The 17,075-nt window shown below is 34.5% G+C and carries 18 protein-coding genes; 12 read left to right on the top strand and 6 right to left on the bottom strand.

All coding sequences use genetic code 11. The features are described 5' to 3' along the window. The first annotated feature begins 40 nt into the window (after positions 1 to 40). The 3 genes from EG359_RS02125 to EG359_RS02115 all read left to right on the top strand — a co-directional run bounded on the left by EG359_RS02125 (position 41) and on the right by EG359_RS02115 (position 3,203). Positions 41 to 688 carry a LolA family protein gene (locus EG359_RS02125; RefSeq protein WP_076355462.1) on the top strand — a complete coding sequence of 216 codons (648 nt, stop codon included), beginning with the start codon at positions 41 to 43 and terminating at the stop codon, positions 686 to 688. A gap of 99 nt (positions 689 to 787) precedes the next feature. After that, positions 788 to 2,245, top strand: coding sequence for an LptF/LptG family permease (locus EG359_RS02120; RefSeq protein WP_076355464.1), 1,458 nt, complete (start codon positions 788 to 790; stop codon positions 2,243 to 2,245). Positions 2,246 to 2,405: 160 nt separating this feature from the next. Beyond that, entirely contained in the window at positions 2,406 to 3,203 is a 798-nt protein-coding gene (locus tag EG359_RS02115) for a hypothetical protein (protein WP_076355466.1), read from the top strand. A 75-nt stretch (positions 3,204 to 3,278) separates the two neighbouring features. Here EG359_RS02115 and EG359_RS02110 read toward each other — a convergent pair whose 3' ends face one another. The 3 genes from EG359_RS02110 to pyrH form a co-directional block, all read right to left on the bottom strand. After that, positions 3,279 to 4,340: a 3-oxoacyl-ACP synthase III family protein gene (locus EG359_RS02110; protein ID WP_123867247.1), complete on the bottom strand. Its 1,062-nt coding sequence runs from the start codon at positions 4,338 to 4,340 to the stop codon at positions 3,279 to 3,281. A gap of 227 nt (positions 4,341 to 4,567) precedes the next feature. Further along, the gene (frr, locus tag EG359_RS02105) at positions 4,568 to 5,122 is read right to left on the bottom strand and encodes a ribosome recycling factor (protein ID WP_076355470.1); all 555 of its coding nucleotides are present in this window, start codon (positions 5,120 to 5,122) and stop codon (positions 4,568 to 4,570) included. Positions 5,123 to 5,692: 570 nt separating this feature from the next. Further along, a complete protein-coding gene (gene pyrH / locus EG359_RS02100; protein WP_076355472.1) occupies positions 5,693 to 6,400 on the bottom strand; it encodes a UMP kinase in 708 nt (235 codons plus the stop codon). Positions 6,401 to 6,567: 167 nt separating this feature from the next. On the opposite strand from pyrH, the gene porQ reads away from it, so the two are divergent. From porQ to EG359_RS02075, 5 genes are all read left to right on the top strand, one after another. Next, positions 6,568 to 7,560 (top strand): type IX secretion system protein PorQ, encoded by a 993-nt coding sequence (porQ, locus tag EG359_RS02095; protein WP_076355474.1) that lies wholly within the window; start codon positions 6,568 to 6,570, stop codon positions 7,558 to 7,560. A gap of 73 nt (positions 7,561 to 7,633) precedes the next feature. Further along, complete coding sequence (gene cmk / locus EG359_RS02090) at positions 7,634 to 8,308, top strand: (d)CMP kinase (protein WP_076355476.1); 675 nt, start codon at positions 7,634 to 7,636, stop codon at positions 8,306 to 8,308. A 95-nt stretch (positions 8,309 to 8,403) separates the two neighbouring features. Next, entirely contained in the window at positions 8,404 to 8,754 is a 351-nt protein-coding gene (locus EG359_RS02085) for a YtxH domain-containing protein (protein ID WP_076355478.1), read from the top strand. Positions 8,755 to 8,834: 80 nt separating this feature from the next. Beyond that, positions 8,835 to 9,143: a phage holin family protein gene (locus EG359_RS02080; protein ID WP_076355480.1), complete on the top strand. Its 309-nt coding sequence runs from the start codon at positions 8,835 to 8,837 to the stop codon at positions 9,141 to 9,143. Between the two features lie 3 nt (positions 9,144 to 9,146). After that, positions 9,147 to 9,644, top strand: coding sequence for a phosphoribosyl-ATP pyrophosphatase (locus EG359_RS02075; RefSeq protein WP_076355482.1), 498 nt, complete (start codon positions 9,147 to 9,149; stop codon positions 9,642 to 9,644). 70 nt (positions 9,645 to 9,714) lie between these two features. On the opposite strand, the gene EG359_RS02070 is transcribed toward EG359_RS02075, so the two are convergent. Continuing rightward, complete coding sequence (locus tag EG359_RS02070) at positions 9,715 to 10,440, bottom strand: TrmH family RNA methyltransferase (RefSeq protein WP_076355484.1); 726 nt, start codon at positions 10,438 to 10,440, stop codon at positions 9,715 to 9,717. Between EG359_RS02070 and tamL the strand changes: the two genes are divergently transcribed. After that, positions 10,426 to 13,035 carry a translocation and assembly module lipoprotein TamL gene (gene tamL / locus EG359_RS02065; RefSeq protein ID WP_076355486.1) on the top strand — a complete coding sequence of 870 codons (2,610 nt, stop codon included), beginning with the start codon at positions 10,426 to 10,428 and terminating at the stop codon, positions 13,033 to 13,035. The genes EG359_RS02070 and tamL overlap by 15 nt on opposite strands. Here the strand turns inward: tamL and EG359_RS02060 are convergent. Both EG359_RS02060 and EG359_RS02055 read right to left on the bottom strand, forming a co-directional pair. Continuing rightward, positions 13,032 to 13,589: a SanA/YdcF family protein gene (locus EG359_RS02060; protein WP_123946100.1), complete on the bottom strand. Its 558-nt coding sequence runs from the start codon at positions 13,587 to 13,589 to the stop codon at positions 13,032 to 13,034. The genes tamL and EG359_RS02060 overlap by 4 nt on opposite strands. Positions 13,590 to 13,645: 56 nt before the next feature. Then, positions 13,646 to 14,770, bottom strand: coding sequence for a ferredoxin--NADP reductase (locus tag EG359_RS02055; protein ID WP_076355490.1), 1,125 nt, complete (start codon positions 14,768 to 14,770; stop codon positions 13,646 to 13,648). 33 nt (positions 14,771 to 14,803) lie between these two features. Between EG359_RS02055 and EG359_RS02050 the strand changes: the two genes are divergently transcribed. From EG359_RS02050 to EG359_RS02040, 3 genes are all read left to right on the top strand, one after another. Then, on the top strand, positions 14,804 to 15,364 hold the full coding sequence (locus EG359_RS02050) for a TlpA family protein disulfide reductase (RefSeq protein ID WP_076355492.1): 561 nt from the start codon (positions 14,804 to 14,806) through the stop codon (positions 15,362 to 15,364). A 25-nt stretch (positions 15,365 to 15,389) separates the two neighbouring features. Next, positions 15,390 to 16,361 carry an iron ABC transporter permease gene (locus tag EG359_RS02045; RefSeq protein WP_076355494.1) on the top strand — a complete coding sequence of 324 codons (972 nt, stop codon included), beginning with the start codon at positions 15,390 to 15,392 and terminating at the stop codon, positions 16,359 to 16,361. 327 nt (positions 16,362 to 16,688) lie between these two features. Continuing rightward, positions 16,689 to 17,066: a GxxExxY protein gene (locus EG359_RS02040; RefSeq protein ID WP_076355496.1), complete on the top strand. Its 378-nt coding sequence runs from the start codon at positions 16,689 to 16,691 to the stop codon at positions 17,064 to 17,066. Positions 17,067 to 17,075: the final 9 nt, after the last annotated feature.

Here is a 17,075-nt window from a genome sequence, read left to right as displayed (position 1 = left end):
TAAGAGTTAAAAAAAATCTAACGATTATTAAATTAAGAAAATGAAAAATATTATTTCAAAAGTTATATTGGGAAGTTTTGTTGTAGGTGCAGTAGGTATGGCTAATGCTCAGAAAATAGATGCAAAAGCTAAAAAGATATTGGATGATATTACAGCCAACTATAATTCTAAAAAGAATTCTTACTTCAAATTTTCTTTTGGAAGCGGTCTAAACGGACAAGTGACAAAAACTGAACCCGGTATTTATTATGCTGCAGGAGACAAATACAAGCTTAAGATCATGGATACAGAGCAGATCTTCGACGGAAGCAAGATCTACAACATCAATGCTGATGATATGGAGGTAACAATTGCAAAACCTAACGGAAGCAGCACCATGTTCTCCCCTATCAACTACCTTACCACGTATAGAAACGATTACAATGTAACCTATAATGGTAAGAAAACAGTAAACGGTGTAAATGCTGACTTTATTAAACTTACTCCTGTAAAGGCAAACGGAATACAATATGTTTATATTTTTGTAGACTCAGCGAAAAAACAAATGGTAAAATTAGAACAACACGGAAACAACAAGGATGTTGCAGTAATTGCCATTAAAGAATACAAGGAAAACCAAACTTTGGATCCTAATATGTTTGTTTTTGACAAGAATAAGTTTAAAAACTACGTTATTACAGAACTTTAAAAAACTTAGAAGCAAATTAATTAGCAAATCTGCTTTTTAAGTAAAAAATAACAAAATATAAAAGCCGCAAGTTTGCGGCTTTTTGATTAATTTTGGCGCATGTTAAAAATACTAGACAGATATATCATAAAAACCTTCTTTGGACCGTTTTTCTTTATATTCAGCGTATTGTTTTTCATTTTTATTGTAAACATTATCTGGGTTCAGTTAGGGCAGTTTATGGGGAAAGGATTAAGCTACTGGCAAATCCTGAAACTTCTTTTTTACCTTGGGGTAAACGTTATCAGTATGGTTCTTCCGCTGACTATTCTTTTGGCAAGTATCATGTCATTCGGGGAATTTGGAGAGCGTTATGAGCTTGCCGCCATGAAGGCTGCCGGTATTCCGTTGACCAGAGTAATGACTCCTTTATTTGGAATAGCCACGTTACTTGCCATCATGTTGTTTTTCTTTTCAAACAGCATTATTCCGGATTTCCAGAAAAAGGCCAAGAATATGTTGTTCAACATTGCCCAAACCAAACCTGCAATCAATTTCACTCCGGGTCAGTTTATTGATCAAATTCCAGGATACATGGTAAAGTTTGATAAAATATACGGGGAAAACGGAGAAAATATTGAAGGGGTATTTGTTCATAAAAAGGCTAATACCTACGAGAATCAACAGTCTGTTGTTGCAGAAAAAGGAAAATTTGTTCCGGCTGCCAATAAGAACTTTTTAAAGCTTGTTCTCCATAACGGATATGTATTTGAAGACAGCTTTGAAGGAAAGGGAGATAATGTAAGGAGAAAGCAACCTGATCAGGCCATTAAATTTGACACATTGGTTTCCCATTTCGATATCAGTGAGATCATCAACAAGGCTATTGAAAAGGAACAGATTACTGATGATTACCGTTTCGAAACCTACAATCAGCTGAACCAGACCATAGGAAAAAGCAAAAAGGAGAATGAGTTATTCTTTAAAAACATTGGAAACGATGTTCTAAGTCAAACCAATTCTACGATTACTTATATGGATAAGGGTAACAAACATAAAGTAGCTCCAAAGGCTCAAATAAAGTTAGATACCGTAAAAGGAGACAAAAAACTGGATATCCTTTATAATTCCTATAACAGGCTAGACAACCTTAAATCTACATTGGAATCTAAAAAGAATGAATTCAGTTCTAATGTGAAATACTTTAGTAAGGTAGTTATCTACCAACAAAGAATGGTATCTTATTCTGTAACTTGTATTATATTTTTCCTGATTGGATCGAGCTTAGGTTCCATCATTAGAAAAGGAGGTATGGGGCTACCGGTAATTATTGCCATTGTTATTTTCATTATCTTTTATGTAATGAATGTTGGGGTGGAAAACATGTCATGGAGTGGAAAAATGAATCCATATCTGGCAGCATGGCTTCCTAATTTTATCCTTCTTCCGTTTGGAATCTGGATGACTTACAAAGCCCTTACAGATTCACAATTATTTGATGCAGAAAAATACAAGGCATTATTTAAGCCAATTACAAAGAGATTCTCGAAAAGTAAAGAACATAAGAGATATCAATAATTTTCTATAATTAAAAGATACAGACCTGGATTTTTCCGGGTCTTTTTTATTTCTAAAAACAATCTACTCAAACCTCCCTACATTTTTAAGCAAATTTAAATCAGTTATTCTTTCTCAAAACATAAAAGATTATATTTACAAAAATTAAAACTATAACTACATGAAAAAAGTACTGGCACTAGGCCTGTTTACATTGGTTTGCTTTAATGTATATGCACAGGAAGACAGCAATACGGACTATGAATTAAGAGGAGACGAAAAATACGGCTACATCATTGATAAAAGCGGTAAAAAAGTGGAAGGAATTGTAAGAATGAACGGAGACGACTTATATCCTTGGAACAATCAAAAGAAAGTTAAATTTGTTGCTGTTGCAGACATTGATAAGTCTAAAAAGAAACAAAAGTTCAAGAATCTTGATACAGATGATATTAAGGAGTATGTAGCCATTGATAACAACAATAACGAAAGGCATTTCGAAACCATTAAGTACACGAATACCAAGGAGGGCTTCAATACAGCTACGGGTGGTTTGAGTGGTAATATCAAGGCATTCAATAACCTTACAAAAAATACACAATTTGCTGAAATTGTAAAAGAAGGAAAGATCAAGGTATATAAGCTTTATGGATATCCAACCACTTTCTCCGCAGGAACCAGCCAAATAGCCGCTGCCGATGAAGAAACTAAAAGGATGAGACAGAATCCATCTTATATCTATAGTAAGAAAGGAGGTAAAATAGAAGAGCTTACCTTTGCAAAAGCTAAAATCATTACAGCAGACTGTAGCTATGTAAAAGGAAAACTGACCAGCGGCACATACGCCTCCATGAAGAATGATGAAAAGAAAAGATCAGGTCTTGGAAAGCTTATTAAAAGCCAGATTGACGATGTAATGTCTAATGTTCCTGAAATTGTAGAAGAAGTTATTACCGACTACAACGAAAACTGTAAATAAATAAAGAGAGGCTTTAGATGTAAAGTCTCTCTTTTTATTTTATATGAATTGCAGAATTTTGTTTAGCTCTACAATTTAAAATTGATAAACAAAAGCATTGATATTCATTCCTGCGCCTACAGAGGCAAATAAAACCACATCACCTTTTTGAATACTATGCTTTTCTAATTCACCGTTTAAAATCATCGTAAGTAAAGACGGAATGGTCGCCACGCTACTATTCCCCAACTTACTGATCACCATAGGCATAATATTCTCAGGAACCGGAGTATCATACAATTGATAAAACCTGTTAACAATTGCTTCATCCATTTTTTCGTTGGCCTGATGAATAATAATTTTACTTAATTGATTAATGGAATATCCGCTATTATCCAAGCATTTCTTCATGGCATCAGGAACGTTGAGAAGAGCAAACTCATAGATCTTTCTTCCATCCATTTTAATGAACTTCGTATCCGGACATCCATCAGTATTATAAGTTTTCCCAAAATACAGATAATCCTTTTCCTTGAATGTATAAGAAGCAGATAAATGAGACTTTATCCCCACTCCATCATCATTCCCAACTTCCAGAACAACAGCTCCTGCACCGTCTGCATAAATCATACTATCTCTATCATGGATATCTACAACACGGGAAAGCGTTTCTCCTCCAATGACCAGGCAACGTTTTGCAATACCTGCTTTGATGAATGCATTGGCTTGTATAACTCCCTCAATCCATCCCGGGCATCCGAACAAAACATCATAAGCCACACAAAAGTTATTTTTGATTCCTAATGTATGTTTCACTCTTGCAGCAAGACTGGGAACCATATCAGACTGAATGGTTCCGAAGCGGACATCTCCGAAATTATGGGCAAATATAATGTAGTCCAATGTTTCAGGATCTATGCCTGCATTTTTTATCGCAGCCTCGGCAGCAATAACACCTAAATCTGAAGTTACCTGTGTATTATCAGCGTATCTTCTCTCTTCAATCCCTGTGATTTTTTTTAATTTCTCTGTAATGGATGCATTATCTTCTTTTAATAAAATACCATTCTCATTCAGAAAAACATGCTGATCAAAAAAGAGATTGGTTATAGTCTTTGATGGAATGTAGTTTCCTACCCCAATAATTTTAGTCATTATTTTAATGTTTAACTTCCCGTTTTAGTAATGTTTCAGGAATAATTTTATAAATATAATGAATTAACGCAGATACTTATTAATATATTATTATGCAAGTCCTTTATTTCGATAAAAATCTAAAATAACTCAACAAAAAAAACATCAAAAAATAGATGTAAACCGATAAAATCCAAAAAAATAGGCCTCCAAATTGGAAGCCTGTTCTATATTTTAAAAAATACTGAAAATTATACTTTCATAATTTCAGCCTCTTTTGTTTTAAGATGCTCGTCGCAAAGTTTTACATATTTGTCTGTATAAGTTTGGATTTCTTCTTCCACTCCTTTGATAACATCTTCAGAAACTCCATCTAACTTTTTAAGCTCTTTCAAACCGTCTTGTCTTGCGTTTCTTACTGTAACTTTAGTATTTTCAGCTTCTACCTTAGCCTGTTTTGCAAGCTCTCTTCTTCTTTCCTCTGTTAAAGGCGGAACATTAAGAATAATATTCTCTCCGTTATTAGAAGGTGCAAAACCTAAGTTTGAATTGATGATAGCTTTTTCAATAGCGTTAATCGCTGTTCTGTCCCAAGGTTGAATAGAGATTGTCATTGCATCCGGAACAGAAACATTGGCAACCTGGTTGATAGGAGTTAATGCTCCGTAATATTCCACCATTACATCCTGAACCATTGATGTAGAAGCACGTCCTGCTCTGATTCTTTGAAATGCATGATCCAAGTGCTTTACAGCCGCGTCCATATCCTGTTTTACAGATTCTAATATAAGATCTAATTCTTCCATTATTATATTAAAGTTTGATAAATTACACATGTATTAATAATCCTGAATACCAACTAGTTAAAACTTAAAAATCTCCGTAAACAAAAGTGTTTTTTACTGTTTATAAACTATTTTTTGCTATTTAGTGCTGCAAAAATAATAATTGTTTTCGAATAATAGGTATTTCCATAGATGGATTTTATGGACTTATGTATGCTTCGGAAAAAAGAATACTGTTTTTAACACCCCTATTTATCTTAAAGTGAAAAGATTCAGTACAATTACTTATATCCTATTTTGTTTATTTCTACTTATTCACCAATCATTTTTAATCACTTATTTTACCCCAGCCATTACCACAACATCCTCCAGCGAAACTTGTACCAAAAGTAATTAAAGTCCCTCAACTTGAAATTATAATGAAAACAATAAATCAGATCATTGCCCTTATTTCTTCCCATTACATTTTGGCGGAAATAGAAAGTGCCACGCAAATGTTGAGGCAGATAAATAATGATTAAAAAGTAAAATAAAAACACCTGCCACAATAATTGCGGCAGGTGTTTATTATATTTTTTCAACTAAAGTTGATTATAAATCAACCAAAGTACCTACATTCTCTCCGTCTACAATCTTTTCTAAATTCCCATCCTTGTTCATATCAAATACAATGATAGGCAATTTATTTTCGTGACTTAAAGTAAATGCAGTCATATCCATAACCTTAAGATTCTTCTCGAATACTTCATCAAATGATAATGAATTGTATTTTACTGCATCAGCGTTCTTTTCAGGATCACTGTCGTAGATTCCGTCTACTCTTGTTCCTTTAAGGATCACATCTGCTCCAATTTCGATGGCTCTTAATGTAGCCGCTGTATCAGTTGTAAAATAAGGATTTCCTGTTCCTGCACCGAAGATTACTACTCTTCCTTTTTCAAGGTGTCTTACAGCTCTTCTTTTGATGAAAGGTTCAGCTACCTTATCCATTTCAATAGCAGACTGAAGTCTCGTCTTGATCCCTGCATCCTCCAAAGCACCCTGAAGTGCCATACCATTAATTACAGTAGCCAGCATTCCCATGTAGTCACCCTGTACTCTATCCATCCCTTTTGCAGCGCCTGCAACACCACGGAAAATATTTCCTCCTCCAATGACGATCGCTACTTCACAACCTTTTTCAACCACTTTCTTGATCTCTGCAGCATATTCCTGCAGTCTCTCGTTGTCGATACCGTATTGTCTGTTCCCCATTAAGGCCTCACCACTCAGTTTTAGAAGGATTCTTTTATATTTCATCTTTTATTTTTAATAAGCTTTTATTAGGCTTGGTTTCCCAAAAATTTGATTTTGCAAATATAATCATTAAAAATATTGATAAGAGAAAAATATTTAATTAGAAATAATGTAAGAAATATTTTGAAAAGTACGAAAAAGGATTATTTTTGCATTAATTATAAATTGAGTTGAAGAAAATTATCATTTTTTCATTATTTCTATCAGGAATTGTTTCTTATGCGCAAACAGGAACAAATGTTTATCCGTTCTTAAATGTACCTGTATCTGCAAGACAGGCTGCTCTGGGTGGAGATGCAATTTCGATAAGAGATTATGATGTTTCCTTTGCTATTGCAAACCCAGCCCTGTTAAATAAAGATTCTGACAAGCAGCTTTCTGTAAATGCTACAGCCTATCTGGCCGATTCTAAATACGGAACCATTGCCTATGCCAAGGACTTTGAGAATGGCCACATGGCCACCATCAATGCCCGTTATATGAGCTATGGAAATATTCCGAGGACAGATGAAAGCGGTTTTCAGGATGGAGAATACAAGGCTTCGGATGTTGCCATTGGAGCCGGCTATGCCTACCAGTTTGAAGAAGACTGGACCATTGGTGGGGGATTAAACTTCGTTACCTCAAAAATTGATAATTATACCTCTTCCGCTATTTCAGGAACTGCGGGAGTTACCTATCACAACAAAAAAAATAAGGAAGTTCTTTCCCTTGTATTAAGAAATTTCGGATTCCAATTGAAATCATTCAACGGAGTACGTGAAAATCTTCCATTCAGAATTGATCTGGGATATACCAAAATACTAAAGAATTTCCCTCTTGCCATTACTATTACCGCACACGATCTTCAGAAATTTGATATTTCCTCAGAATATAATGTAGAGGGCCAAAAAGTTAACTCCGGAAGAAAAATTGCCGATCACTTCTCTTTAGGAGCTGAATTATTCCCGGAAAAAAACTTTAATATCAGATTGGGTTACAATGTAAAAAGAGGAAATGAGCTTGCCGTGGCAGATCAAAGAAACTTTTCAGGACTTTCTGCAGGATTTGGAATTAAGGTTTCAAGGTTCCGTATAGATTATGCACACGTAAGATATCACAACTCTTCGAATGTCAATCAGATAGGAGTCTCTATGGATCTTTCCAGTCACAGAGGTGAGTAAGAAAAATCTTAAATCCATCTTAAAATTTCTTATTATTTCTTGATTTTCTAAAAAAAATCTTGAAATTTGCAGTATGAAAAAACCTGTAATAGCTATCGATGGGTACTCGTCTACCGGAAAAAGTTCTATCTCCAAGATCATTGCTGATAAGCTGGGACTTATTCATATGGATACAGGAGCGCTTTACAGAGGGGTTACCTGGTTTGCTCTACAGCACTGTTTGAATGATAATGGCCAAATTGATCTGAACACCCTTTTCTCTTCTTTAGACCAAATTCAACTTGAATTTAAGAATAACGACGGAACATTAATCCTCTATCTTAATAATAAGGATATCTCCAAGGAAATTCGCTCCAATGAAGTTTCTGATAACGTAAGCCTTGTTGCCAAGCAAAAGGAAGTAAGAGACTTTTTGCTGCAATCCCAGCGATCTTTGGCAGAAAAAGGAGGAGTAATTATGGATGGACGTGACATAGGGACAGTAGTTCTGCCAAATGCGGACTATAAGTTTTTTCTTACTGCCAGCATTGATGAAAGAACCAACAGAAGATTTCTTGAGTTAAAAGGACTTGGAATTGAAGCTGATAAAGAACAGGTAAAGCAAAATCTTATCGAAAGAGATAAAATTGACAGTGAGCGTGAAATTGCCCCACTGAAGCAGGCTGACGACGCTATTATTATTGACAATTCCGAATTAACAAAGGAGGAAACCATTGAACTTATTCTTTCTTACATTGAAAAGATTTAACAATTTTTAATAAGAATAAAACCTCCTTTGGTATACAAATTGCAAGTTTTATCAGTGTAAAAACTAATCTATTATTAACTATTAAAAAACTTATAATGTCTAAAAACGGAAAAAATACAGCAGGTATATTAGCGGGACTTCTTGCAGGTGCTGCAGCAGGTGTAATCTTAGGAATGTTATATGCTCCTGAAGAAGGAAAAGAAACGAGAAAAAAAATTAAGAATAAGGCTAATGATTTAAAAGATCAGGCTAAAGATAAATACGGAGAAGTTTCTGAAAAAGTGAAAGACCAATATGGTAATATCTCTTCTACTTTCAAGGAAACAGCAAGCAACGTAGCACATACCATGAAAGACGGGTATGATAAATACAAAGATCAGATTGTTTCTAAAACTGCAGATGTAGTAAAAGATGTAGAGGCAGAATTAAACGATCTTAAAAAATAAGTAATTTATCTTTTTTAAGTAAATTACAGAAAGGAACTTTTGTGCGAAAGTTCCTTTTTTTGTAACTTTAAAAAAAAACAATGATAGAAACTATTAAAGAATACGCCTCGAAGAGAATAGATCTTCTGAAAATTGAAGCTACTGAAAAGTCTTCTCTTTCTGCCGGGCTCATTACCTACTTTGTAGTACTGCTTGTTGCTTTTGCTTTTTTTATTATCCTTTTCAACTTTGGAATTGCATTTCTTATCGGGAAAGCATTGGATAATTATTCTTACGGGTTCCTAATTGTTGCAGCATTTTACGCTGTTGTAATGGCCTTTGTTATTTCATTCAAAAATAAAATTGTCAATACTGTTGCAGACCAGGTTATTAAATTTTTAAATCATTAAACCATGAGCAGAAAATACGAAAGCATAGAAGAGCTAAGAAGAAAGAAAAAACTGCTTCAGGGGGAAATAAATGATTTGGAGAACCTTCTTACCTTTAAGAATACAAAGGAAAGCCTTAGTGCATTTACCAATGGATTGAGTGATCAGTATCTTCAGGAAAAAGTGGATGAAGATGGTGACGAAAAAGTCGTTTTAAGAAAGGATGTCATTGCTAAGCAACTTACCTCAGAAGTAAAGGATCTATTAATTAGTAAAAATACAGCTGTAGGACTTGCCAATACTGCATTCAAGGGGAATATTGCAGATAGCCTCGTTAAGCTGGGCGTTACAGCAATTGTAGGTAACTATGCCAAAAAGAACATGAAAAGCTCTAACTGGAAGAACAAACTTGTAGGCGTAGCTTTGATATACCTGGCTCCTATTGCCTTGAAATTTGTGAGAAAAAAACTGGAAGAATACCAGAAAAACAAAAGCGTTTCCAGTATGGAACAGCTTATATAGAAGTTAGAAGCTAGAGGTTAGGATGAATCTATTGATAGCATCTGACTTCTAGCTTCTAATATCTAAATTTCTATTTTGAAAATAACTGTCCTAAAATAATCCCGGCCGCCATTGATACATTCAGGCTTTCTGTAGACTGGGCTTTTCCAAACCTTGGAATAGTGATGCATTTTTGTAAAAGCTTTTCCGTTTCGGGCCTCATTCCGTTTCCTTCGTTTCCTAAGATCAGATTAATTTTTTCAGGCTTATCAAAAGTATAGAGGTTTTCGCCATCCATATCCGTTCCGATATTCACATTTTCCGTTTTAGAAAGATACTCCACAAGGTCTGTATAAACCATATTTACCCTTGTGAATGATCCCATGGTAGCCTGAATCACCTTTGGATTATAAAAATCCACAGTATCTTCACTGCAAATAATCTGTTCTATTCCAAACCAGTCTGCCAATCGGATAATGGTTCCTAAATTCCCCGGATCTTGGATACCATCCAAAACAAGTTGTATATTCTTATCCTCCCAAGTTTCTTCCTCTGCCAAATAACACACGGCAACAGAGTCTTTTGGGGTTTTAAGAAAACTAATTTTTTTTAACTCATTTTCAGAGATATGAGTCACAGGGATATCGGTACGGTCCAATTTTTGTGGATCGGTTGATAATATTTCTTTAACTTTAAAGTTAGAATTAAAAAGTTCACAAATGATTTTATTACCTTCAACCAAAAACAAATTGTATTTTTGTCTGAACTTCTTTTTATCTAAAGATTGTAAAACTTTTATTGTATGAGCTGTAAGCATTATAAGAATTCTCCTCAAAAATATTATAAAATTATCTCATTTGCAACATTTGTTGGTCTCCTTTATGCTTGTAGTACGACAAAAAAAGTTCCGGACGGTGAATATCTCCTTACTAAGAACAAGTTTGAGTTCGAAGATAAGAAAGAATTCTTCGATGAGGAACTGAAAGATTACGTTCAGCAAAAGCCCAATAAAAAGCAAGTTCTTTTTATGCCACTTGGCCTAATGTTTTACAATATGGCCAATCCCAAATACGACACAATCCTTAATGAATACATGACCTACCCTGGTGAAATGAGAAATCAAAAACTAAGGGATTCATTATTCATTAAGTATAACATGAAAAATAGTGTCGGAAAAAACCTTTTCTTTGACCGTCTGTTACATAGTTGGGGATCCCCTCCTTCCATACTGGATCAAACCAGAAGTGAAAAAAGTGCAGAGTCCATCAAAAAAAGATTAACGTACCGAGGATTTTGGGATGCCGAGGTAAAATACAGACATGATCTGGATTCTGCATCTAAAAAAGCAGAAGTAAATTATTTTGTTAAGCATAACGAACCTACCCGCATCAAGGATTATTATTACAATATTCCGGATCTGGGAATTAAAGGATATTATACCCACAACCTCAATAGAAGCTTCATAAGATCTGGCCAGATTCTTGATCAGACAACCCTTGAAAGAGAGGTAACAAGAATTACTGACCTGATGAGGGAATTTGGATATTATAAATTTAATGCATCCAATGACGAGGTTTATTTTGTGGCAGACTCTTTGAAAAGTAAAAAGCAGGTTCCTCTTACCCTGGAAATTCATAAAGATTCTCTGGATACCCCTTATAAGGTTGCTACTTTTGGAAACATAGATGTTGCCATTGTAGATGAACCCGGTGATTATCCTAAAAACACGGTTAAGGATAGCTTAAGAAGGATAAGATTCCATAAGATGAACAATAATTACAAAACATCATCTTTATGGAGAGCAATTATTGCTGACAGCAAACAGGTTTTTGACCAAAAGAAACTGGATGTCACCAAAAGGAATCTTATGTCTATGAACAATTTTAGCATTGTAAAGGCAAGAGACTCCTTAAGACAAGGTGGAATGTCTTCTCCTAATGACAGCATTGTGGATGTTTTATATGTATTGAAACCGCTTCCAAAGTATGAACTTAAAGTGGGTACGGATGTTAATTACTCTCAGGTATTAAATCTTGGGGTATCACCGTCTGTAGATCTTACTACCCGAAACGTATTCAGGGGGGCAGAAAACCTTTTCACCAGTATTTCCGGAACATTCGGATCTATCAGGAGTACAAAAGACATTGATAAAAGAACTACAGCCTACGAAATATCTGCTCAGGCATCCCTTAATTTCCCAAGGTTGTTACTTCCTTTTAATTATTATAAATTTATGCCTAAAAGGTATACGCCTACATCCTCCATTTTGTTGGGAGCTTCCATTCAAAATAATATAGGCTTGGGTAGAGTTAACTTTAATACCGGATTAAATTATCAGGCAAATGTTAATGAACAGGTATATCATAAACTTACTTTATTTAATACGCAGATCAGTTTAACAAAGAACAAGGATGCTTATTATGATTACTTTCCCAATGATGAAAAAATCAGAGCTGATATTTTTGAGAACTATTCTACCTTTAATGCCGATACCCACCAACAGTATCAGGATTATTTAGATGGAAAATTGAGTATTGAAGATGTTTCTAAGAAAATAATACAGAATGAACCTTACAGAAATTCACTTGACCAAAAAGGCACTGATCTTTTAACAGCATTCAGAGGGACCTTGGTGAATAAGGACAGACAGACTCAGGATGTTTTGATATCCTCCATGATCTATAACTTCGTTTATAATGAAATTGGAAAAAAAGAATATCCCAATGCATTTTATTTCAACGGAAAAGTTGAATTGGCGGGTAATTTATTAAGCATATTCAATAAAAAAGATGATGGTGGAGGACTTGTTACATCTCCTCAAAGAACCATCTTTGGAATTCCGTATGCACAATTTGTAAAGTTTGATATTGACGTCAGAAAATATTTTAAATTCAATGGTAATCAGACATTGGTTCTTCGTCAGTTTGTAGGAGTTGGAATCCCGTATGGAAACTCTGAAGACATGCCAATTATCAAGTCTTACTTTAACGGAGGATCCAATGACATCAGAGCTTGGGTAGCATTTGGAGGATTAGGTCCTGCAGATTCTCAGGTAGATGAAAGAGTACGTACCTATATGACGGACAACGTAAAACTTACTACCAATATTGAATACAGAATCCCCTTCAACAAAATGTATGAGGGAGCATTATTTACAGATATTGGGAATACGTGGAGTCTTCGTAATTATAATGACGGTTACGGCGATGAATTTAAATTTAATAAATTCCTAGGTCAGGTTGGTGTTGGTAGTGGATTTGGTTTAAGAATCAATGTAGCCTACATTACATTCAGATTAGACTTTGCTTATAAGATGTATGATCCTAATAAAGCTGAAGGCGACAGATGGAGAATTAAAAACTTCCAGCCTTTCAAGCCTACGGTTAACTTTGCCTTCGGATATCCTTTCTAATCCGGAGAAACCCCAAGAATAAAATAAACTACAGCAATGACACGGGCGAGAATTTCTCTCGCCTGATTTCTGTAGAAACTTTCTGGTTTTGTGACGTCCTGCGCATCAAATCCCAATGCATTCATATCATTATTTCTTGCAAAAAATAAGGCTCGGAGGTTATGGAATCCCTGTGAAACGATAATCACATTTTTCTTTTTATAAACATCCTTACAACGAAGAATACTTTTATAGGTATTGAATCCTTTCGGGTCCTCAATAATAATATCTTCAGGAACCCCTTCTTGGTAGATCAAATAATTTTTCATGGCAGCAGGTTCATTATAACCTTTGCTTTTTTCGCCACTTACAATGATTTTTTTTATTTTCCCATGATGATAAAGAAGAGATGCTGCATCCATTCTTTTCGTAAAATAAGGATTGGAAACTCCGGATCTCATCTTTGGAGAAGTTCCCAGCACCAAAGCAATCTCTCTCGGGGGGATTTTAGAAATCTTAGTATAGGTACGTCCGTTGGTAAGTCCAAAAACCCACACATTACAGAAGCATATCATTAAAATTCCCAATTCTAATGATATGAAACCTAAATTAAATATGTTCCTAATAATTCTCAACTAAGATCAAAGTTAAGCTTTATTTTTTTACTTTTCACAATAGACATGCAAGCCAGTATGTGGCCTTGATTTTCTTCTTTTTCTGTAAGATACTCATTTTCTAACAGTTCCACATCTCCCTCCTCTAAAGAACATTCGCAGCTTCCGCAGATTCCGGACTTGCAGGAATAAGGGACTGGAAATTTTTGAAGCAAGAGCTGTTGAAGAATTCTATCCTTATTATCAGGAAGTTGAGCTGTATATTTTTTTCCAAGCATGGTAAATTCCACCTCTATATTCTCAATAATTGGAAATTCTTTTTCTACAGGATAAATATCATCATTATACTCCTCAAAAAGTTCAAAATGAATGTTCCTTTTCGGAATTCCATGGTGGTAACAAGCATTTGCCAATGTTTTAATCATTTCTCCCTTTCCACAGATAAGAACTTCATCCACAGCATCCCAAATGGTAGACTCCTCATCCGTATCATCCAAATGAAGAATTTGATTGATAATTAAATTTAACTTCTTTTCATCCAATCTACCATAGAAAAACTGATCTGCAGTTTTTTCCTGTGAAAAAAAGTAGAAAATCTGGAGTCTGTCACCACAGGTTCTGGCAAGATTATCCAATTGATCTCGATAAATCAGATCATCCGAACTTTTATTTCCAAAAAACAAAAACAATCTTGTTCTGGGTTCATTATGAAGAATATTTTTAAAATGGCTTAAAATAGGAGTAATTCCAATGCCGGCAGCAAACGCAACAATTGTTCTGAATTCACTGGGTTTAGATACCAAAGTAAATCTTCCGGCAGGTTCACTTATCAGAAGTTCATCTCCTGTATTGTAGTTCTTAAACAATTGGAAAGTGTCTCCCTCAGTAGAATTTACCTTTATTCCCAGACATATTTTTCCCTCGTAAGGAGCAGAAGTCATTGAATAATCATTAATAATCTCTTTACCACGGGATTGAAATTTAACACTTATAAACTGCCCGGCTTCAAACTTAAAGTTTTCTTTCAAATTCTCCGGAATATCTAACTCCAGAGAAAAAGTATTTTTGGTCAGCTCTACCTTTTTCGCTATTTTTAACGGATGAAACTGTATAAGTTTCCCTTTATAGATTTGTTGTTCCATAACTTCAATTCAAAAATAGATAAAAAATAATTTATGAAGAAGATAATTTTGTCCATGTTAATCCTGACTGCAGTTTACAGTTGCAAAAAAGAAAGCCCGAAGACTGATGGTACTACCACTACAGATTCTCTTTCTGTAACTCAAAATACTACAGCACAAGGAAGTACGCATGTCCCCAAAGAACTTTCTCCTGAAAATGTAGGTCTACACTTAGCCAAAAATAATGATACTTTATATGTAACTAACTTTTTTGCAACATGGTGTGGCCCTTGTATGAAAGAAATACCGAGTTTCAAAAATAAAATGCAGGAATTAAAGGATAAACCTGTAAAATTCACTTTCGTAAACCTTGATGATAAAAATGATTGGGATACCGCAGTTAAAGATTTCGTTGTAGAAAATAATCTTGGTGCGAATGTTATTTTACTGGATGGTCAAAAGTTGGATCAAAATTTCTTCTCCAAGAATTTCAAGCAATGGAATGGAGGTTCAATTCCGTTTACTTTCATGAGAAAAGGAAATCAGACAGATGAATATCTGGGAATGATGACGGAAGAAGTATTGAATTCTAAAATTGATGCTTTTTTAAAGTAAAAACATACAGAACTCTTTCTGAATAATGTCAAAAAGATTTAAAATCCTGTGTTTATTATTAGTCATTGCAATTATTGTAAGTGCAGTCATTAATCTGAATACAGGATTTTTGAGTTTAAGCTTACAGGATTTCTTTCAGGATTCTGCTCAAAGCCAGATTGCTGAAATCCGTATAAATCGTGTTTTGGTGATGATTCTGGCAGGAATTTCAATCCCCACTTCAGGATTTCTAATGCAGGAATATTTCCAAAACCCACTGGCTGGACCTGATATTTTGGGGATTACGTCTGTAGCCAGTTTATCGGTAGCATTCTACATATTTTTCTCACACAATATTCTTCTTCCTGAATTTTTACAGAACAGTTTCCTTAGTTTATCTGCTGTTGGTGGAGGCCTCGGCCTAATGCTGGTGCTCTTATCAATGTCAAACAAATTTCAGGACAAGTCATATCTTATTATTTTCGGGTTTCTGGTATCTGCCTTTGCGGGGGCAATAGTGTCTCTGCTACAGTTCTATGCTGAAAACCAAAGCCTGAAGAATTACATTTTATGGTCATTTGGAGCCAATAATATGGTCACCAGAAATCAGATCTATGTTTTATCAATCTTAGTATTAATAGGATTATTTTTCTGCTTTAAATCCGTAAAACCCTTAATTGGAAATTCCCTGGGAACATCTTATGCACAGAGTCTAGGAGTGAATTTAAAACAATTAAAACTACTGATTATAGTAGCTTCTTCCCTACTTTCAGCTTCTATTACAGCATTTTTGGGACCTATCTTATTTATAGGGATTATTGTTCCTCATTTCTGCAGATTGATCTACAATCCCTCAAAATTATGGCAACAGTGGATCCTTAACATGTTTCTGGGAATGCTAATCATGCTGTTCTTCTCTGTGATTGCAGAAAAAACACAGATCCCATTGAATGTGATAAGTTCTGTATTTGGAATTCCCGTAATTCTTGTGATGCTTTTGAGGCAGAATAAAGTATAATTTTTTTGTTGGAAAGCGCAATGGCGCAAGGTTATTTTTTGATTTATAACTTTTTTAAGGTGCAAGGATTTTATCTTCAATAAAATTGAAAACGGCATATTTAAATCCTAAAATTACACTCACATTTGCTGAAAATCTTTGATTTTCTTGCGCCTTAAAAATATACACAATGTATTACAAACCTTTGCGCCTTTGCGCTTTCCAACAAAAAACTATACTCACACTTTCTGAAGGTTTTTAATTTTCTTATACATCATAGATTACAGTCTTCGATCTCACAATTATTAAGCAACAATTCATATATTTAGATTCAACAAAAAACCACAAATGACAGAAAATGAATTATCAAAAATCGTTTTTGAAACAGGATTAAAAATTCATAAAAAGCTTGGAGCGGGCTTGTTTGAGCATGTTTATGAAGAATGTATGTTTTATGAATTAACAAAATCAGGATTTTCAATAGAAAAACAAAAACTGCTTCCTATCATTTATGAAGAATTAAGAATTGAAAATGCTTTTAGGCTTGATATAATTTTAGAAAATAAAGTCATTTTAGAAATAAAAACCGTCGACTACATAGCTCCAACTCATAAAGCACAACTTTTAACTTATTTAAAAATGACCGGCTGTAAGCTAGGGCTGTTACTTAACTTTCAATCTGATGTCTTCAAAAATGGAGTAACAAGGATTGTAAATGGTCTATAAGATGAAAAC

It is taken from the genome of Chryseobacterium joostei (assembly GCF_003815775.1).
In the GTDB taxonomy this organism is placed as follows: Bacteria; Bacteroidota; Bacteroidia; order Flavobacteriales; family Weeksellaceae; genus Chryseobacterium; species Chryseobacterium joostei.
The sequence above is the reverse complement of the archived record's forward strand: the minus strand, read 5'-3'. Positions and strand labels throughout refer to the sequence as shown.